This is a genomic window from Brevibacterium sp. H602, assembly GCF_051172395.1.
In the GTDB taxonomy this organism is placed as follows: domain Bacteria; phylum Actinomycetota; class Actinomycetes; order Actinomycetales; family Brevibacteriaceae; genus Brevibacterium.
In genome coordinates this window covers 1-18,903 of the sequence record NZ_JBPIZD010000036.1, presented here as the reverse complement: position 1 = coordinate 18,903, position 18,903 = coordinate 1, and the positions used below count along the sequence as shown (strand labels likewise).

Sequence of the window (18,903 nt, the reverse complement as noted above, 5' to 3'; positions counted from 1 at the left end):
TGAAGCACCCAATACCGCCTCCCTAAAGAACGGTGGGGATTGACGCGAAAGGGGGGGGACCCCCTCCCTTTCCCCACCCACTCCACCCGTTTCTCGTCGTCGCCGGCATGAGTCGCAAGCATGAATGACGTGCATGAATGGCAGGAGGGGCACCCACCAGTTGGTGGATGCCCCTCCTGTCTGCCGTACGGCTGGGAGATCAGCTGATCAGCTGAACGCTCCGTAGTCGTAGTCTTCCAGCGGGATGGCGGAACCGGAATCGGCTCCGATGCCCGCGTAGAAGTCGCCGTAGCTGTTCGTGAACATCTCGGCCTTGGCCTCTTCGGTCGGCTCCACCACGAGGTTGCGGTGGGTCTGCAGGCCGGTGCCGGCAGGGATGAGCTTACCGAGGATGACGTTCTCCTTGAGACCCATGAGCGTATCGGACTTGCCTTCCATGGCCGCCTCGGTGAGGACGCGGGTGGTCTCCTGGAAGGACGCGGCCGACAGCCACGACTCGGTGGCCAGCGAAGCCTTCGTGATGCCCATCAGCTCGTCACGAGCCGATGCCGGCTGGCCGCCTTCGGCGACTACACGACGGTTCTCCGCCTGGTAGCGGCCACGGTCGACGAGCTCACCGGGCAGCAGGTTCGTATCGCCCGACTCGATCACGGTCACGCGACGCAGCATCTGCCGCACGATGACCTCGATGTGCTTGTCGTGAATGCCCACGCCCTGCGAACGGTAGACCTTCTGAACTTCCTCGACGAGGAAGCGCTCGGCCTCACGGCGACCGCGGATGCGCAGCACCTGCTTCGGATCGACGGCACCGACGATGAGCTGCTCTCCGGCTTTGACGTGCTGACCGTCCTCGACCATGAGACGGGCACGCTTGGACACTGCGTGCTCGATCTCTTCGCTGCCATCATCAGGGGTGATGATGACGAAGCGGGTCTTGCGGCTGTCGTCGATCTTCGCCCGTCCGGTCGCCTCGGCGATGGGGGCGAAGCCCTTCGGTGTGCGGGCTTCGAAGAGCTCGGTCACACGCGGCAGACCCTGCGTGATATCACCTGTCGAAGCGGCGGCACCACCGGTGTGGAACGTACGCATCGTCAGCTGGGTACCGGGCTCACCGATCGACTGAGCTGCGACGGTGCCGATGGCCTCGCCGATGTCGACGAGCTGGCCGGTCGCCATCGAGCGACCGTAGTGCTCGGCGGAGATCTGCGCATCGGAATCGGCAGTCAGCACGGAGTGGACCTTGAGTTCCTCGATGCCGTTGGCCACGAGCATGTCCACCACTGCACCGGTGACATCGGACTTGGCCGGCAGGAGCACATTGCCCTCGGCGTCGGTGACATCGGAGACGGAGAGACGACCGTAGACGCTGGTCTCGGCGTACTCGTGCGGAACCAGGTTGCCCTCGTGATCGCGTTCGGCGATCGGCAGGGTGATGCCCTTGTTCGACTCGGCCTCTGCCGCGCGGATGATGACATCCTGCGAGACGTCGACGAGACGACGGGTCAGGTAACCGGAGTCAGCGGTACGCAGAGCGGTATCAGCCAGACCCTTACGAGCACCGTGCGAGGCGATGAAGTACTCGAGCACGGCGAGTCCCTCACGGTAGTTCGACACGATCGGACGCGGGATGATCTCACCCTGCGGGTTCGTCACCAGGCCGCGCATACCGGCCAGCTGACGCACCTGCATCCAGTTACCGGAGGCACCGGACTCGACCAGACGCAGCACCGAGTTCTCCTCGGGGAAGTTCGTGCGCATGATCTGGTCGACCTTCTCGGTCGTCTCGGTCCACAGCTTGACGAGCTCGTTGCGGCGCTCGTCGTCGGTGAGTGCACCGAGTTCGTACTGCTGCTGAACCTTCGTGTCGATGACCTCGGCATCGTTGATGATCTCGGTCTTCGCCTCGGGTGAGACGACGTCCGACATCGCGATGGTGATGCCCGAGCGGGTGGCCCAGTGGAAGCCGCCGGCCTTGAAGTTGTCCAGCGTGTGTGCGACCTCGACCTTAGGGTACTCCTCGGCGAGGTGGTTGACGATCCGGCTCAGAGCCTTCTTGTCGATCGTGGAGTTCACGAACGCGTAGTCGGCAGGCAGGTACTCGTTGAACGTCGCGCGTCCCAGAGTGGTCTGCACGTCCAGCGGGTCGCCGGCCTCCCAGCCCTCAGGAAGCTCCATGTCCGCGTTGGGAACGACGTCCTCGAGGCGGATGGTGATCGGCGAACCGAGATCGAGCTCTCCGCGGTCGAAGGCCATGATGGCTTCGCCCATTCCGGAGAACGCACGGCCCTCGCCGGCCAGTCCCTTGCGCTCGGAGGTGAGGTGGAACAGACCGATGATCATATCCTGCGAAGGCATGGTCACGGGCTTGCCGTCCGAGGGCTTGAGGATGTTGTTGGCCGAGAGCATGAGGATGCGGGCCTCGGCCTGCGCCTCGGGACTCAGCGGCAGGTGCACAGCCATCTGGTCACCGTCGAAGTCAGCGTTGAACGCCGAGCAGACGAGCGGGTGCAGCTGGATGGCCTTACCCTCGATGAGCTGCGGCTCGAACGCCTGGATGCCCAGACGGTGCAGGGTCGGTGCGCGGTTGAGCAGCACGGGGTGTTCGGTGATGACCTCTTCGAGGACGTCCCACACCTGCGGATGCTGGCGCTCGACCATGCGCTTGGCCGACTTGATGTTCTGAGCGTGGTTGAGATCGACCAGGCGCTTCATCACGAAGGGCTTGAACAGCTCGAGAGCCATGGTCTTCGGCAGACCGCACTGGTGCAGGTGCAGCTGCGGACCGACGACGATGACCGAACGGCCCGAGTAGTCCACACGCTTGCCGAGCAGGTTCTGACGGAAGCGTCCCTGCTTGCCCTTGAGCATGTCCGACAGCGACTTGAGCGGGCGGTTGCCCGGTCCGGTCACCGGACGTCCGCGACGTCCGTTGTCGAACAGCGAGTCCACGGCCTCCTGCAGCATCCGCTTCTCGTTGTTGACGATGATCTCGGGAGCACCGAGGTCGAGCAGACGCTTGAGGCGGTTGTTGCGGTTGATGACGCGACGGTAGAGGTCGTTGAGGTCCGAGGTCGCGAAGCGCCCACCATCGAGCTGCACCATCGGGCGCAGCTCCGGCGGGATCACCGGAACGACGTCGAGGACCATGCCCTCGGGGTTGTTGTCGGTGGTCAGGAACGCGTTGACGACCTTGAGGCGCTTGAGCGCACGGGTCTTGCGCTGTCCCTTGCCGGTGGCGATGAGCTCACGCAGCTTCTCGGCTTCGCCTTCGAGGTCGAAGTCGATGAGGCGCTTCTGGATGGCTTCGGCGCCCATGGCACCGGTGAAGTACAGGCCGAAGCGGTGGAACATCTCGCGGTACAGGCTCTCGTCACCTTCGAGGTCGTTGACCTTGAGGTTCTTGAACCTGTCCCACACCTGCTCGATACGGTCGACCTCGCGGTCGGCGTTCTTGCGCAGCTTGTCCATTTCCTTCTCGGCGGTGTCACGCAGCTTCTTCTTGGCCTGGGCGGTTCCGCCTTCGGCCTCGAGTGCGGCGAGATCCTCTTCGAGCTTCTTGGCACGACGGTCGATGTCGGCGTCACGGCGGGTGCCGATCTGCTGCTTCTCGACGTCGATCTTGTTCTGCAGGCTGGGCAGATCACGGTGACGGGAATCCTCGTCGACCGAGGTGATCATGTAGGCCGCGAAGTAGATGACCTTCTCGAGGTCCTTCGGAGCCAGGTCCAGCAGGTAGCCCAGACGCGAGGGCACGCCCTTGAAGTACCAGATGTGGGTGACGGGAGCGGCGAGCTCGAGGTGGCCCATCCGCTCACGGCGCACCTTGGCACGGGTCACCTCGACGCCGCAGCGTTCGCAGATGATGCCCTTGAAGCGGACTCGCTTGTACTTTCCGCAGGCGCACTCCCAGTCACGGGTCGGTCCGAAGATCTTCTCGCAGAAGAGTCCGTCCTTCTCCGGCTTCAGGGTGCGGTAGTTGATGGTCTCAGGCTTTTTCACCTCACCGTGTGACCAGCCGCGGATGTTCTCCGTGGTGGCAAGACCGATGCGCAGTTCATCAAAGAAATTGACGTCAGGCACGTAAATCCTCTTTCCTGGCGATGAACGAATCGTTCATCAAAAAGTTGTGTCGGTTGAAGTGGAAGTCCTCAGACTTCTTCTACGGTCTGTGCTTCGCGGCGGGAGAGGTCGATGCCGAGCTCTTCGGCGGCGCGGTAGACCTCGTCCTCCGACTCGCCCATCTCGACATGGCCTCCGTCGGAAGACAGGACTTCGACGTTGAGGCACAGGGACTGCATCTCCTTGATGAGGACCTTGAACGACTCCGGGATTCCCGGGTCGGGCAGGTTCTCACCCTTGACGATGGCTTCGTAGACCTTCACACGGCCTGGGATGTCATCGGACTTGATCGTCAGAAGCTCCTGCAGGGTGTAGGCGGCGCCGTAGGCCTCGAGGGCCCAGACTTCCATCTCACCGAAGCGCTGACCACCGAACTGCGCCTTACCACCGAGCGGTTGCTGGGTGATCATCGAGTACGGTCCGGTCGAACGCGCGTGGATCTTGTCGTCGACGAGGTGGTGGAGCTTGAGCATGTACATGTAGCCGACCGAGATCGGGTACGGGAACGGCTCACCGGAGCGTCCGTCGAACAGCTGGGCCTTGCCCGAGGAGTCGATGAGGCGGTCCCCATCGCGGTTCGGGGTCGTCGAATCCAGCAGTCCGCGCAGCTCCTGCTCGTGCGCACCGTCGAAGACCGGGGTGGCCAGGTTGGTGCCGGCCTCGGCTTCGCGAGCGGCGTCGGGCAGCTCGGCAGCCCATTCGGGGTTGCCCTCGATCTTCCAGCCCTGCTTCGAGATCCATCCGAGGTGGACCTCGAAGACCTGTCCGATGTTCATACGACGGGGGACACCGTGCGGGTTGAGGATGACGTCGACAGGGGTGCCGTCCGCGAGGAACGGCATGTCCTCGACCGGCAGGATCGTCGAGATGACGCCCTTGTTTCCGTGACGGCCGGCCATCTTGTCACCGATGGTGATCTTGCGGCGCTGAGCCACGTAGACGCGGACCATCTGGTTGACGCCGGGCGAGAGCTCGTCATCGTCCTCGCGGTCGAAGACGCGCACGCCGATGACGGTGCCGATCTCGCCGTGGGGAACGCGCAGCGAGGTGTCGCGGACCTCACGGGACTTCTCACCGAAGATCGCGCGCAGCAGGCGCTCTTCCGGGGTCAGCTCGGTCTCACCCTTCGGGGTGACCTTGCCGACGAGGATGTCACCGTCGGTGACCTCCGCGCCGATGCGGATGATTCCGCGATCGTCGAGGTCGGCCAGGGCATCGGGCGAGATGTTCGGGATGTCCCGAGTGATCTCTTCGGCACCGAGCTTGGTGTCGCGCGCATCGACTTCGTGCTCTTCGATGTGGATCGAGGAGAGCACATCGTCCTGGACGAGGCGCTGCGAGAGGATGATCGCATCCTCGTAGTTGTAGCCTTCCCAGGACATGAACGCCACGAGGAGGTTCTTGCCCAGAGCCATCTCACCGTTCTCGGTGGACGGTCCGTCGGCGAGGACGGTTCCGGCCTCGACGCGGTCGCCTTCGTCGACGAGGATGCGCTGGTTGTACGAGGTGCCGTGGTTCGACCGCTTGAACTTCGCAGCCTTGTAGGTCAGCTGGGTTCCGTCGTCGGCGAGCACAGTGACGTAGTCGGCCGAGACCTCGGTGATGACACCGGACTTCTCAGCGGTGATGACATCGCCGGCGTCGACGGCGGCACGGTATTCCATGCCGGTGCCCACGACCGGGGATTCGGCCATCACCAGCGGCACGGCCTGACGCTGCATGTTCGCACCCATGAGGGCGCGGTTGGCGTCGTCGTGCTCGAGGAACGGAATCAGAGCCGAAGCCACAGACACCATCTGACGTGCGGAGACGTCCATGAAGTCGATCTGGTCGTGCTGGACCAGTTCGGCCTCGCCGCCGCCGCCCTTCGGACGGGCCAGGACCTCGACCTCGGCGAAGCGCTGGTCGTCGGTCAGCGGTGCGTTGGCCTGGGCGATGTTGAACTCGAGTTCGTCATCGGCGGTCAGGTACTGCGTCTCATCGGTCACGACACCGTCGACGACCTTGCGGTAAGGCGTCTCGATGAAGCCGAAGGGGTTGATGCGGGCGTAGGACGCCAGCGAACCGATCAGACCGATGTTCGGACCTTCGGGGGTCTCGATCGGGCACATGCGGCCGTAGTGCGAGGGGTGCACGTCACGGACTTCCATGGCGGCACGGTCACGCGAGAGACCGCCGGGTCCCAGTGCGGAGAGACGGCGCTTGTGGGTCAGACCCGCGAGCGGGTTGTTCTGATCCATGAACTGCGAGAGCTGCGAGGTGCCGAAGAACTCCTTGATCGCAGCCACCACGGGGCGGATGTTGATCAGGGTCTGCGGGGTGATCGCCTCGACGTCCTGGGTGGTCATGCGCTCACGCACAACGCGCTCCATCCGGGACAGACCGGTGCGGATCTGGTTCTCGATGAGCTCACCGACGGCACGGATGCGGCGGTTGCCGAAGTGATCGATGTCGTCGAGCTTGACACTGATCTCGGCCTCTTCACCGTCGCGGGTGCCCTTGGCCGTGTCCACTCCGGCGTGCAGCGACACGAGGTAGCGGATGGTGGCGACGACGTCCTCGGTGGAGAGCACCGAGTCCGACAGCGGGGCTTCGACGCCGAGCTTGCGGTTGACCTTGTAGCGGCCGACCTTGGCCAGGTCGTAGCGCTTCGGGTTGAAGTACAGGTTGTTGAGCAGGTTGCGAGCGGCCTCGGCGGTCGCGGGCTCTGCCGGGCGCAGCTTCTTGTAGATGTCGAGCAGCGCTTCGTCCTGCGTGGTGACGGTGTCCTTGGCCATCGTCTCGCGGATCGATTCGAACTCACCGAACTCTTCGAGGATCTTCGCTTCGGACCAGCCGAGGGCCTTGAGCAGAACAGTCACGGACTGCTTGCGCTTGCGGTCGAGGCGAACACCGACCTGGTCGCGCTTGTCGACCTCGAACTCCAGCCAGGCACCGCGGGACGGGATGATCTTCGCGGTGAAGATGTCCTTGTCCGTGGTCTTGTCGACGCTGGATTCGAAGTAGGCGCCGGGCGAACGCACGAGCTGGGAGACGACGACGCGCTCGGTGCCGTTGACGATGAACGTGCCCTTGTCGGTCATGAGGGGGAAGTCACCCATGAACACGGTCTGGCTCTTGATCTCGCCCGTGTTGTTGTTCATGAACTCGGCGGTGACGTACAGCGGCGCCGAGTAGGTCATATCGCGTTCCTTGCACTCATCGATCGAGTACTTGGGAGCTTCGAACCGGTGCTCGCGGAACGACAGCGACATGGATCCGCCGAAGTCTTCGATCGGCGAGATCTCTTCGAAGATGTCTTCGAGTCCCGAGGTGGTTGCGACTGAGTCGTCCCCGATCTCGATGGCCTCGGCGACGCGGTCCTGCCACGCCTCCGATCCGATCAGCCAGTCGAAGCTGTCCGTCTGCAGACCGAGCAGATCGGGAACCTCGAGGGGCTCGCGAATCTTCGCGAAGGAAATTCTCTTGGGGGGATTAGCGGTCCTGGTGTTGTCGTTGGCGGCGGCCAATTGGTTCCTTCCGAGTGCTTCACCATCTGATACTTCGTCTGCCCACTCGCTCCGGCGACGTCCGGACATCCACGACATATACGGGGTGTCAGATTTCGACTCCCGGCGTCGGCATGGTTCACTTGAGTGGAAATGCTGTGCCCACCGCTATATGAAGGCACACCACAGGCAGAACGATGCAAATATCAAGCTTATAGCATCTGGTCAAGTCTGGCAAGACGACGGTTTCAGTGCAGATTCTTCGTCCACATCCCCACCCATGCCCACGTGGCGAATCCCGCCTGATCGTTGATCGCCAGCATCCACGAATTCTCCACCGCATTCCATGTGTACACCCGGTCGACAGCCGAATGCTCAGCGAGGCTGCGATGATTGGCGATCTTGAGCCGAGCGCCGAGGCGGTGGCCGCGATGCTCGTTCAGCACGAGGGTTCCTCCCTGCCAGCCCACGGTCGGCCTGCCAGCCGCGTATCCGACCTGCGTATACCCCGCCGGCTCCCCGCCGAGAAGGGCGAGCGCCGTGGCCATGGATTCGCCCTTCGCGTTCTTCTCTGCATCGAGGGCCCTCACCCGCTCACCGTCCCAGGTCTCCTCTCCCCCGAATTTCGCCGCTCCCGGCACGTCGGTGCTCAGCCGACGCTTGCACAGTGCGATGTGCTCGAGCCGCTGTTCCGGGACCGGGCCTCGCCACGTCTCGATGACGTAGTCGTCGGCCATGTCACCGAGGTCGAGCTCGGCCGCAGTGGCGGTCGGAGCGACCGAGCACCGTTCGATCTGAGCGAGCCCGTATCCGCGGGCGCGGAGGAACGACACCTCCGGCAGAGCGACCGGCAGCGTCCCGGCACCGGTCTCGGCGGCAAGATGGGCCCCGCGCAGGTCGGCAGTTCTGACAGACTCCGGGATCTCACAATAGGTCGACAGCGCGGTCCGTCCGTCTGCCGCCAGGTCGGACTCCATCCGATCGAGCAGGGCCGCGCCCAGTCCTCGTCGGCGCAGATCGGGTCGGACCGCGCACCAGAGCTCCGCGGTGTCGGTGTTGCTCGTCAGACGCAGGTCTGCGGTGCCCCTGGCGACGATGTCTCCGTCGCTGCGACCGATCCATGTGAGCGTGGTCCGGTACTCGCTCCTGCTGGTCAGCGCGTGTCGCACATCCTCGGGAATCGGGTCGAAGTCCTCCCCCAGCCCGGATACCCGATTGATGACGGTGTCGAAAGCCAGCAGCTCGGGTAGCAATGCCTCGACTGCCGCCGGGTCGCCGTGTCCGGACCTGAACCGGGTGATCTCCATCTGTGGCCTCTGTCGTCCCTGATGGCCGCCTCGCATTGCAATGTCTCCTTCGCGCATCGTCGCGCTGACAGCCGGTGGGAGACATTCTAGACTGCGACCATGACACGAGTGAGCATCCTCAGCTTCGATCCGGCCGCTGTCAACTGCGGAATCATCGTCGGCACCGATCGCTCTCTGCTCGTCGACGCGGGCCCCGGCCCCGCGGCCGCCGCAGATCTGGTGGAGCGGGCGGTCCGCCTCGGCGGGGAGATCGGAGGCAGCCATCCGCGCGCGATCGAGCTCGCGATCACCCATGATCATTGGGATCACTTCTTCGGTGCCGCCGCAGCCGTCTCCGCCGGGGTCACCGCCGTGTACGCATCGTCATCGTTCGCAGCCGATCAGGAGGCCACGGCCTGGATCGCCCTCGACGGAGTCGCGGGCGGTGACTTCCCGGATGAATATCTGTCGAGCCTTCCCGCAGATCCCGGTGAGCTCATCGTCGACGTCTCACCCGTCGATCCGACACCGGGTGATGTGTGGCACCTCGACCTCGGTGACTGTCCGGTCGAGTTCCATGTGCTCGGAGGACATTCGACGGCCGACCTCGTCGTCCGACTGCCCGAGCTCGGCATCGTCTTCACCGGCGATCTCGTCGAAGAGGCGGATGCCCCTCAGGCCGGGGCCGATGCGTCCTTGAGCGAATGGGCATCGAGCCTGCACACCCTGCTGTCGTTTCCTGAGGCGAAGACCTTCGTTCCCGGTCACGGGGTCCCGGTCGACCGTGGTTTCATTTCCCGTCAGCTCGCCGATATCGAGGGGATGAGGATCGATCAGGGAGACGCCGAGGTGGCTCTGCCCGCCCGCTCCATGCCGGGTGATCATGATCGGACGATTCCCCGGGAGCACCGCCTGGTCTGATTCCGAACCCACCCGAGCAACGTTCGGACGTGCACTGGCTGAGTGGACTCAGCCGGGCGGTTCCCTAGGAGCCCTGCCGGTGCAGGGCGGTGACGAGATCGCCGCCGATCGCTCCGAACAGCGTCTGCGCCCAGACGCTGCGGCCCTCGACGTAGGGTCGGTCGCCGTCGAAGATCCACTGCAGTTCGCGGCCGGAGTGCAGATCGGACAGGCAGCTGCCGCAGACGGGGACGCGAACGCTCTTTCCCGCCAAGTGTCCCTTGCGCTCGGTGCTCACCAACTGATTCGATCGTGCCTCTCCGTGGAGGGGGTTGACCGTGCACAGACTCTGCGGGAGTCCCCGCGACTTTGCTGATTTCGTCGAGCCGGAGGCGCGGGCAGAACCGGTCTTTCTGGTCCTCGCCCCGCGCTTGGTCGATCTGTGCAGCTTCACCTCGGCGATCTCGCGTCCGGCCTGACGCAGCAGCACCATGGCCCCGGCGAGGTCGATGCGTTCGGCTTCGGTGTCGTCGACGATGCCTCTGGCCATCTGATAGGCGTCGAGTGCTCTTTCCACCCCTTCGGCATCTGCGGTGCTGAGGTCCTGTGTCTGCAGCTGCGTGATCTCGTCGGCCAGCTCTGTCGTGTCCTCGTTCAGTCCTTCTCGCAGCGTCTTCCGCTGCAGGTCATCGACTCGGTCGAGCAGTCGTGCCGGCAATTCGAAGCGGCGGCGGGTGCGGGCGGCTTTCGCCCGCTCTCGCCGTGACCTGGCGAACCAGACGACGGCGATGACCAGCGCCAGCACCAGAACCGCTCCCCCGAGGAACAGAGTGGCAGTCGAGTTCGAACCGTCGACCGTCTGCACCTCGCTGCCCGAGGCCTCCTGTCCGGTTTCGTACTCGGGTGCCTCTTGCGGATCGGCGTAGAGGTCGAGGAGCATGTTCAGCTTCGTCTGCGATGGAGTGCTGTGGCTCCATTGTTCGCGCCCGACGGACATCTGCTCCATCACCTGCATCTGCAGATCGTGCTGGTCCTCGAAGGTGTAGTCGACGGCGAGGTCGGTGTTCGTATCGATCATGATGAACGCACCCTCATCGCCGTTGAAGACCTTGACTTGCTCGAGCAGATCCCTATCGGCACCCTCGCCTCCGGTGATGATGACGTAGACATCGAAGTCGAGGCTGTCGATCTTCGTCTCCGCCTTCTGCAGCAGTGTGTCGTTGATCTCCCCCTTCGCGGCATTCGTCACGTAGACGGGATCGGTGTTGAGCGCCTCGGCGATCGTCTGGGCCTGTTGGGTCACTGCTTCGCTGTCCGTTTCTTCAGTGCGCGGCGGATGAAGTATGTTCCGACGCCGATTCCCGCGCCGACGAGGATGCCGAAGACGGCTCCGGCCACAGCGCCGCCGGTGCTGTACGACAGCGTGTGCGGGTCCTTCGTCGTGTCCTCGGAGGTCACCTCCGGGTTCCCGTCGTCATCATGACGGTGCGAGTAGCGCGATTCGACGTCTGCGGTCTCGGCAGCACTGATCTTACGCACTCCCGCGAGCGCGGCATCGGAGTCGCTGTCGTCGAAGTCCCCCGACAGAGTCAGCAGCGAAGGTCGGAGGAGGCCCTTCTCCGCCAGTCCCATGCGCCCGGTGGCATCGACCGTGAGCACTGCAGCCTCGGGGTCATCCATCTCGGTGACGATCCGAGCCGCCAACAGATCGAGGTCTCCATCGGCGTCGTCGAGATCCGAGACGTTGAGGAACGCCACATAGATCGGGCTGTCGGCCTCGGCGATCTCCGCGCGGATGGAGTCGACATCGCCCTCGTCGATCTCGAACTCCGGGTAGCCGTCGAAGTAGACGGGATCTGCTGCGAAGGACCTCGCGATCGCCTGGTAGCGGTCTGTTGCGTAGTTCGGGTCATGGGCGCCTTCGATGCGGTCGTCGTAGATCGAGTCGACGACGATCGCGTCACTGTCGGCTGCGGTGATCCTCTCGGCCTTCGCCTGATCGAACAGATGTGTGCTCAGCAGAGTGGCGCCGATCGACACCGCAGCGACCGCGACGACGGCGATGAGCCAGTCGAGTGGGGTCTTCGAACGCACGCTTCCGGCGGCCATCATCGGCTCCTTCCGACAGCGGCGGAGCGCTGAGGGCTCATTTCATCCAGCACCGCCTCGTCGAGAGGTTGGAAGCTGCCGAAACCGGAGAGCGCGTAGGCGTCATCGCGCCGGAAGTACGGAACGGCACGGGTGGAGCCGGGACGTTTAGGCACCATCAGTCGTTCCGGGTCGTGGCCGGTCGCCAGCTCCTGACGACAGTCGGCGCACAGCCCTACGGTGAGGCTGCGGCCCGACTGTTTGAGCACATGGTCCTCAATGTCCTTGCGATGATGCGGGAAGAGGAAGCAGAAGCGCGGTTCGTCTTCGACTCGGCTGGAGCGCCTGCGCAGCTGTCGGCGCAGCCAACGGTCGAGGGCGACGAGGACGAACACGCCGTTGCGGTGGGCGAAGTCGACCGATTCTGCCCAATCCGGGTGGGCCGCGGTCAGAGCCGCCAGCGCATCCTGGATTCGTCTGCCTCGGTCATGCAGGGCCCACGTGTCGTCATCGGGATGGTCGGGTTCGGGGATCGGGGCGGCCGCCTCGGTGACTGCCTTCTTCAGTTTGTGCGACGTGACCAGTTCGGGTTTCGTGGTCAGCTCCGACCGCCAGGAATAGCGATGCCGGCGACCAAGCAGCCACAGGGTCGCGCCGAGGGCTGCGACGGCCGTGGCGCCGAAGACGAGCGTGTCCGGGTCGGAGTTGTCGAGGCCGAAGCGTTCGATGTAGTCCTCATTGCGGTCGCCGACGTCGCGGGTGTCGAAATCCGGTGCCTGGGGAGGCTCGGTGCCCTTGGCGGCGGCGACGAGGACCTGCAGATAGTAGGGCACGGCGAGTTCGACGGGGATGAAGTCGTCGCTGCTGGACTTCATGAGTTCCGGGGCGCCCGTGGGGACGACGGGTCCGTTGTCGGTGACGAGGTAGGCGAACGAGCGGGCGGAGGTCTCGCCTTCGCTGAAGAGGACGAGGGTCTGCTTCTCCCCCGATTCCTGGTGCATCTCAAAGGCGAAGTCGGAGGTGAACTTCGCCCAATCGCCGTAGCCCATGGTCAGGAGTCCGGGGACGATCGCGAGGTAGTGGGTGAGGCCGGTGTCCTCGGTCTGCTGTGAGGCTTGCCGAATGGCCTTGATCTGATTCTCGGTCAGTCCGGGCCTGATGATCTCGTCGATGTAGAGGGGATGCTGCGCCCAGGTTCCGCGGATGCGATCGCGCAGCTGCTGCTGTGCGCGGGCGTAGCTCGTCGTCTCAGTCACCAGTCAAGGATAATTCAGCTTCTGCCCGGCCCTTGTCGATCGGTGTTCCGAATCGGTCACATCGGTACAGGACCGGCGCACATCCTCGGCGAAGGAGGGCATCCCGGTGGGAGTGGGCATCCTCGGTGGGGGTGGGCAAAACCTGGTGGGGATGCAAAGAACCCCCACGGCGGACCGTGGGGGTTCGAAGCCTATGCAGCAGTCAGTCTGCTGCGCAGAAGATCACTTGAGGGTGACGGTGGCGCCGGCAGCCTCGAGGGTCTCCTTGGCCTTCTCGGCGTCTTCCTTCGAAGCGCCTTCGAGGACGGCCTTGGGAGCTCCGTCGACGAGGTCCTTGGCTTCCTTGAGTCCGAGGGAGGTGAGTCCACGGACTTCCTTGATGACGGGAACCTTCTTCTCGCCGGCCGATTCGAGGATGACGTCGAATTCGGTCTGCTCTTCAGCAGCGGCTTCGCCGGCTCCGCCAGCGGCAGGAGCAGCGGCGACGGCGGCCGGAGCGGCAGCCTCGACGTCGAACTCTTCTTCGAACTTCTTGACGAACTCGGACAGTTCGATGAGGGTGAGCTCCTTGAAAGCCTCGAGGAGCTCGTCGGTGGTGAGCTTAGCCATGGTGGCTAGTCCTTCCTGTTTTGGTCACGATCAGCGACCGGTTCGGTTTGTGGTGATGCTCAGGCGTCGGAGGCAGGAGCGTCGTCCTGCTTCTCGCGGAGGGCATCGACAGTGCGCACGGCCTTGACCAGCGGAGCGGTGAAGAGGTAAGCCGCCTGGTGGAGGCTTGCCTTCATGGCACCGGCTGCCTTTGCAAGCAGCACTTCGCGGGATTCGAGGTCGGCGAGCTGGTTGACCTGTTCGGGGCTGAGCGCGGCTCCATCGAAGTAGCCGCCCTTCACCACGAGCTTGTCGTTCGCCTTGGCAAAGTTACGCAGAGCCTTGGCAGCCTCAGGTGGTTCGCCGTTGACGAACGCGATCGCGGTGGGCCCATTGAGGTGCTCATCGAGACCGGTGACTCCGGCTTCCTTGGCTGCAATCTTGGTCAGCGTGTTCTTTACCACGGCGTAGCTGACGTTCTCACCGAGAGAGACGCGCAGTTCTTTCATCTGCGCGACGGTGAGACCGCGGTACTCGGTCAGCAACACAGCGTCGGAGTTCTCAAACTGCTGTTTGATCTCCTCGACTGCGGCTGCCTTGTCTGGCCTCGCCATGGTGTTCCTTTCATAAGTCGTCCGGTCTGTCCCGACAACAGAAAAAGCGCTCCACGCAGATAGGCGTGAAACGCTTGGCCGCCGATTCCAAAGGGAATCCGACGGAAGGATTTCGAGCTCACCTGCGTGGGTCACTCTCTAGGAGTCTTCGTCTGCGGCCACCGGGATTCGATGGCGAATTCCGATAATTCCGCAGAGACCGACGGTCTTGGGTGTTTCAAGTTTAACGAAGTCTGTCCCGGCAAGTCCAATCCGCCCGCCGAGACCCCTCCCACACTACCTGACGGCGGCTCAGCAACCTGGCGCGAGGTTGCTGCGCCGCCGTCAGGTAGTTCGGGAGCGCGGGTGGACAGGTTCGTCAGTATTCGATGACGACGCGGCCGTCGATCTTGCCGTGTTCCATCTCGTCGAAGATCGCGTTGATGTCCTCGAGAGGTCGCTTCGTGAACGTCGGGTGGATCTTGCCGGCGGCATAGAATTCCAGCGCCTCGACCATGTCCTGCCGAGTGCCGACGATCGAACCGCGGATCGTCAGGCCCTTGAGCACGATGTCGAAGATCGGAGCCGGGAAATCGCCGGGCGGCAGTCCGTTGAAGACGATGGTGCCGCCTCGGCGGGTCATTCCGATCGCCTGGCCGAACGCCGCCGGGTGGACGGCTGTGACGAGGACTCCGTGTGAGCCGCCGATCTTGTCCTGGATGATCTCAGCCGGATCTTCGGCGAAGGCGTTGACGGTGATTTCGGCACCGTGCTTCTTCGCCAGCGCCAGCTTGTCGTCGGCGACATCGACGGCGACGACGCGCATTCCCATGGCCACGGCGTACTGGACGGCGATGTGTCCGAGCCCGCCGATACCGGAGATGACGACCCATTGGCCCGGCTGCACCTCGGTGCGTTTGAGTCCCTTGTACACGGTGACTCCGGCGCACAGGACCGGGGCGATCTCATAGGGATCGGCGCCGTCGGGGATGATGGCGGCGAACTTCGTGTCGACGAGCATGTACTCGCCGAAGGAGCCGTCGACGCCGTAGCCGCCATTGACCTGGGATTCGCAGAGAGTCTCCCATCCCTGACGGCAGTGCTCACAGGTTCCGCATGCGGTCCACAACCAGGCGTTGCCGACCATCTGTCCGACCTCGACATCGGTGACGCCTTCGCCGACCTTTTCGACGATGCCGACTCCTTCGTGTCCCGGGATGAGCGGCACCTTCGGTTTGACCGGCCAGTCACCGTGTGCGGCGTGGAGATCGGTGTGGCAGACGCCGGAGGCGACGAGTCTGACGAGGGCCTGACCCGGGCCGGGTTCGGGAATGGCGTTGTCACCGACGACGAGTTCCTGGCCGAAGCCCTCGACCACTGCAGCTTTCATTGCGGACATCATTCGCTCCTTTGTGATGATGGTTGATGAGGCGATGCGGGGTTTGAACTTGTGGTGGAACTACCCGACGGCGGCCCAGATACCTGGCGCGAGGTTGCTGCGCCGCCGTCAGGTAGCAATAGGGATCAGAAGAAGCCTTGGGCGTTCTCCGAGTAGCTGACGAGCAGGTTCTTCGTCTGCTGGTAGTGATCGAGCATCATCTTGTGGTTCTCGCGACCGATGCCCGAAGCCTTGTACCCGCCGAAGGCCGCATGAGCCGGGTAGGCGTGGTAGTTGTTCACCCACACGCGCCCGGCCTGGATCTCACGTCCGGCCCGGTAGGCGGTGTTGCCGTCGCGCGACCAGACACCGGCGCCGAGGCCGTAGAGCGTGTCATTGGCCGTGGCCATGGCGTCGGCGTAGTCGGAGAATGTCGCGACCGAGACGACGGGCCCGAAGATCTCCTCCTGGAAGATGCGCATCTTGTTCGTGCCCTTGAAGATCGTCGGCTGCACGTAGAAGCCGCCGGCCAGATCCCCGTCGAGTTCGGCCTTGCCGCCGCCGGTGAGCACCTCGGCGCCTTCCTGACGGCCGATGTCGAGGTAGGACATGATCTTCTCGAACTGGTCGTTCGAGGCCTGGGCGCCCATCATCGTGTCCGTGTCGAGCGGATTGCCCTGGACGATCTTCTTCGTCCTGGCCACGACCTTCTCGAGGAAGGGATCGGCGATCGATTCCTGGATGAGCGCACGCGACGGGCAGGTGCAGACCTCGCCCTGGTTGAGCGCGAACATCGTGAAGCCCTCCTGGGCCTTGTCCGCATACGAATCGTCCTTGGCCAGCACATCCTCGAAGAAGATGTTCGGCGACTTTCCGCCGAGCTCCAGAGTCACCGGAATGATGTTCTGCGAGGCGTACTGCATGATCAGACGACCGGTTGTGGTCTCACCGGTGAACGCGATCTTCGAGATCCGCTTGTTCGACGCCAGCGGCTTGCCGGCCTCCAGACCGAAGCCGTTGACGACGTTGAGCACGCCCTCGGGCAGCAGGTCGGCGATGAGCTCGACGAGGACGAGGATCGAGGCAGGAGTCTGCTCGGCGGGCTTGAGCACGATCGCGTTGCCCGCGGCCAGCGCCGGTGCGATCTTCCACACGCCCATAAGGATCGGGAAGTTCCAGGGAATGATCTGGCCGACCACACCGAGCGGCTCGTGGAAGTGATACGCCACGGTGTCATCGTCGATCTGCGAGAGTCCGCCCTCCTGTGCCCTGATCGCTCCGGCGAAGTAGCGGAAATGATCGACCGCCAGCGGCAGGTCGGCGTTGAGGGGCTCGCGGATCGCCTTGCCGTTGTCCCAAGTCTCGGCGACGGCAATCATCTCGAGGTTCTCCTCGATGCGGTCGGCGATCCGATTGAGGATGTTGGCCCGTTCGGCGACCGAGGTCTTGCCCCAGGCCGGAGCCGCCTTGTGCGCGGCGTCGAGAGCGAGTTCGATGTCCTCAGCGGTGCTGGCCGGGACCTCGGTGAAGGTCTTGCCGGTGACGGGGCTGGGGTTTTCGAAATAATTGCCCTTGACCGGCGGCACCCACTGACCGCCGATGAAGTTCTCATACCGGGACTTGAAGGTGACGAGCGACCCGTCCTGACCAGGCTGTGCGTAGACAGTCATTGCAACTCCTTTGATGCGTCTGATTCCACCGGATTGTCTCCGTGTGACCACGACGCTACCGAGCGCAACGTTGCATATGGGTTGCATCACATCGCCGAGGCGGCCGCCCCGTCCCGCACACCGAACCGCAATCGGTTCGCCGAGTTCAGAGGCCCAGCGCCTCCAGGCGCACGACCGCGGCGTTGCGTTCGGCGGCCTCGGGCGGTGCCAGACGCAGCACTGTCATGAGGACTTCGACGTCGTCGCGGGAGTCCGGCAGGTTCGCGAACCGCCACAGCTGCTGCCAGGTTCCGTCCTGGAGCAGGGTCTCGCGCATAAGCGCATCGACCTCCGCCGCAATCTCGCGGACTCCCGGCGCTTCGGAATCCGGCAGGACGGTCCCCCTGAACTGCTCGAGGGCCGAATCCATGTCACCGCTGGCCAGAGCCTGCACGGTGAGCTCCAGATCCGAATCGACGTCCCCGCGCAACCGATAGGGGCGGGCGTCGATGCGCAGATCGCCGACGCTGCCGATCGTTCTGCGCAGACGATTGATCTCCGCCCGGACCGTGACTTCGCTGCCGCCGACCGACCACAGCCGCTCCACCAGTCCGGCACCGCTGATGCCGTCGGGATGCCTGTGCAGCAGCAACAGGATCTCGGCGTGCCGACGGCTCAGGGGAATCCGCGTTCCATCGGGGCTCTCCAAAGCGGGGCTGGGACCGAGCACTGTCAGTCTGGTCCCGGCCGCCTCGGTGCCGGTGTGCATCTGCTGCGGCGTGAAGAGCTGGGACAGCTGAGCCCCGGCGGCCTTCGCCGTCGACGACAGCAGCGGCAGCACGATGGAGGACACGGCGTCGTCTCCCCCGGTGACATCGATGATGCCGATGACCTGCCCGGTCAGCGGGTGGGTGACGGGGACGGCGCTGCAGCTCCACGAATGGACGTCGGGGGCGAAATGCTCGGCGCGGCTGACCTGCACGGGCCGGCCCGATCGCAGTGCCAGGGCCGGGGCGGAGGTGCCCATGACCTCCTCGGACCAGTCCGAACCGGAGACGAATCCCATGGCTTCGGCGCGGTTGCGCACGCCCCGCTCCCCCTCAACCCACAGCAGTCGCCCCTGTTCGTCGCCGAGGGCGGCCAGCAGTCCGGCGTCTTTGGCGGGTTCGATGAGATGGGACCGCAGCAGCGGCATGATCGCGTGGAAGGGATGTCGCCGGCGCACCTCGGCGAGACGATCGGTTTCGAATGCGACCTGGACCTGCACGCTGTCGGGGTCGCGCAGCCGGGTCAGGGACCGGTCCCAGGATTCCAGCACCGAGGCGCGCACCCCGGGCCCTAACGACGGCAGGTGGAGGCTCGTCTCCGACGGTCCTGCCAGACGCTCATGTGCGCGTCGAACGGCGCTCTGATAGGTGTCTTCGAGCAGCAGCGTCGAATCCATGGCGGACGGTCCACCTCCATCGGCGGGTGTCGGAAGAGTGTTTCAACTGCTCATAATCTAATCGTGAACCCGTCCGTGGACAAGAGCCCGTCCACTCCCCGAACTACCTGACGG

12 protein-coding genes are annotated in these 18,903 nt (G+C 64.2%); 1 reads left to right on the top strand and 11 read right to left on the bottom strand.

Going from position 1 to position 18,903, the window contains the following annotated elements:
• Positions 1-207: 207 nt before the first annotated feature.
• The 3 genes from ACSBQT_RS17250 to ACSBQT_RS17240 form a co-directional block, all read right to left on the bottom strand.
• Positions 208-4,080: a DNA-directed RNA polymerase subunit beta' gene (locus ACSBQT_RS17250; RefSeq protein WP_410710542.1), complete on the bottom strand. Its 3,873-nt coding sequence runs from the start codon at positions 4,078-4,080 to the stop codon at positions 208-210.
• A gap of 68 nt (positions 4,081-4,148) precedes the next feature.
• Complete coding sequence (rpoB, locus tag ACSBQT_RS17245; RefSeq protein ID WP_410710543.1) at positions 4,149-7,628, bottom strand: DNA-directed RNA polymerase subunit beta; 3,480 nt, start codon at positions 7,626-7,628, stop codon at positions 4,149-4,151.
• A 227-nt stretch (positions 7,629-7,855) separates the two neighbouring features.
• Complete coding sequence (locus tag ACSBQT_RS17240) at positions 7,856-8,914, bottom strand: GNAT family N-acetyltransferase (RefSeq protein WP_435002168.1); 1,059 nt, start codon at positions 8,912-8,914, stop codon at positions 7,856-7,858.
• A 99-nt stretch (positions 8,915-9,013) separates the two neighbouring features.
• Between ACSBQT_RS17240 and ACSBQT_RS17235 the strand changes: the two genes are divergently transcribed.
• Positions 9,014-9,814 carry an MBL fold metallo-hydrolase gene (locus ACSBQT_RS17235; RefSeq protein ID WP_410710545.1) on the top strand — a complete coding sequence of 267 codons (801 nt, stop codon included), beginning with the start codon at positions 9,014-9,016 and terminating at the stop codon, positions 9,812-9,814.
• 64 nt (positions 9,815-9,878) lie between these two features.
• Here ACSBQT_RS17235 and ACSBQT_RS17230 read toward each other — a convergent pair whose 3' ends face one another.
• From ACSBQT_RS17230 to ACSBQT_RS17195, 8 genes are all read right to left on the bottom strand, one after another.
• The gene (locus ACSBQT_RS17230; protein WP_410710546.1) at positions 9,879-11,096 is read right to left on the bottom strand and encodes a hypothetical protein; all 1,218 of its coding nucleotides are present in this window, start codon (positions 11,094-11,096) and stop codon (positions 9,879-9,881) included.
• Positions 11,093-11,902: a hypothetical protein gene (locus ACSBQT_RS17225; protein WP_410710547.1), complete on the bottom strand. Its 810-nt coding sequence runs from the start codon at positions 11,900-11,902 to the stop codon at positions 11,093-11,095. The genes ACSBQT_RS17230 and ACSBQT_RS17225 overlap by 4 nt, the downstream gene beginning before the upstream one ends.
• On the bottom strand, positions 11,902-13,137 hold the full coding sequence (locus tag ACSBQT_RS17220; RefSeq protein WP_410710548.1) for a hypothetical protein: 1,236 nt from the start codon (positions 13,135-13,137) through the stop codon (positions 11,902-11,904). The genes ACSBQT_RS17225 and ACSBQT_RS17220 overlap by 1 nt, the downstream gene beginning before the upstream one ends.
• A 222-nt stretch (positions 13,138-13,359) precedes the next feature.
• Positions 13,360-13,746: a 50S ribosomal protein L7/L12 gene (rplL, locus tag ACSBQT_RS17215; protein ID WP_101546927.1), complete on the bottom strand. Its 387-nt coding sequence runs from the start codon at positions 13,744-13,746 to the stop codon at positions 13,360-13,362.
• 59 nt (positions 13,747-13,805) lie between these two features.
• Positions 13,806-14,339, bottom strand: a complete 534-nt coding sequence (gene rplJ / locus ACSBQT_RS17210; protein ID WP_062244493.1) for a 50S ribosomal protein L10 — start codon at positions 14,337-14,339, stop codon at positions 13,806-13,808.
• A 358-nt stretch (positions 14,340-14,697) separates the two neighbouring features.
• Entirely contained in the window at positions 14,698-15,717 is a 1,020-nt protein-coding gene (adhP, locus tag ACSBQT_RS17205; protein ID WP_410710549.1) for an alcohol dehydrogenase AdhP, read from the bottom strand.
• Positions 15,718-15,842: 125 nt separating this feature from the next.
• Entirely contained in the window at positions 15,843-17,366 is a 1,524-nt protein-coding gene (exaC, locus tag ACSBQT_RS17200; protein WP_410710550.1) for an acetaldehyde dehydrogenase ExaC, read from the bottom strand.
• Between the two features lie 145 nt (positions 17,367-17,511).
• On the bottom strand, positions 17,512-18,789 hold the full coding sequence (locus ACSBQT_RS17195) for a GAF domain-containing protein (RefSeq protein ID WP_435002167.1): 1,278 nt from the start codon (positions 18,787-18,789) through the stop codon (positions 17,512-17,514).
• Between the last annotated feature and the right edge of the window lie 114 nt (positions 18,790-18,903).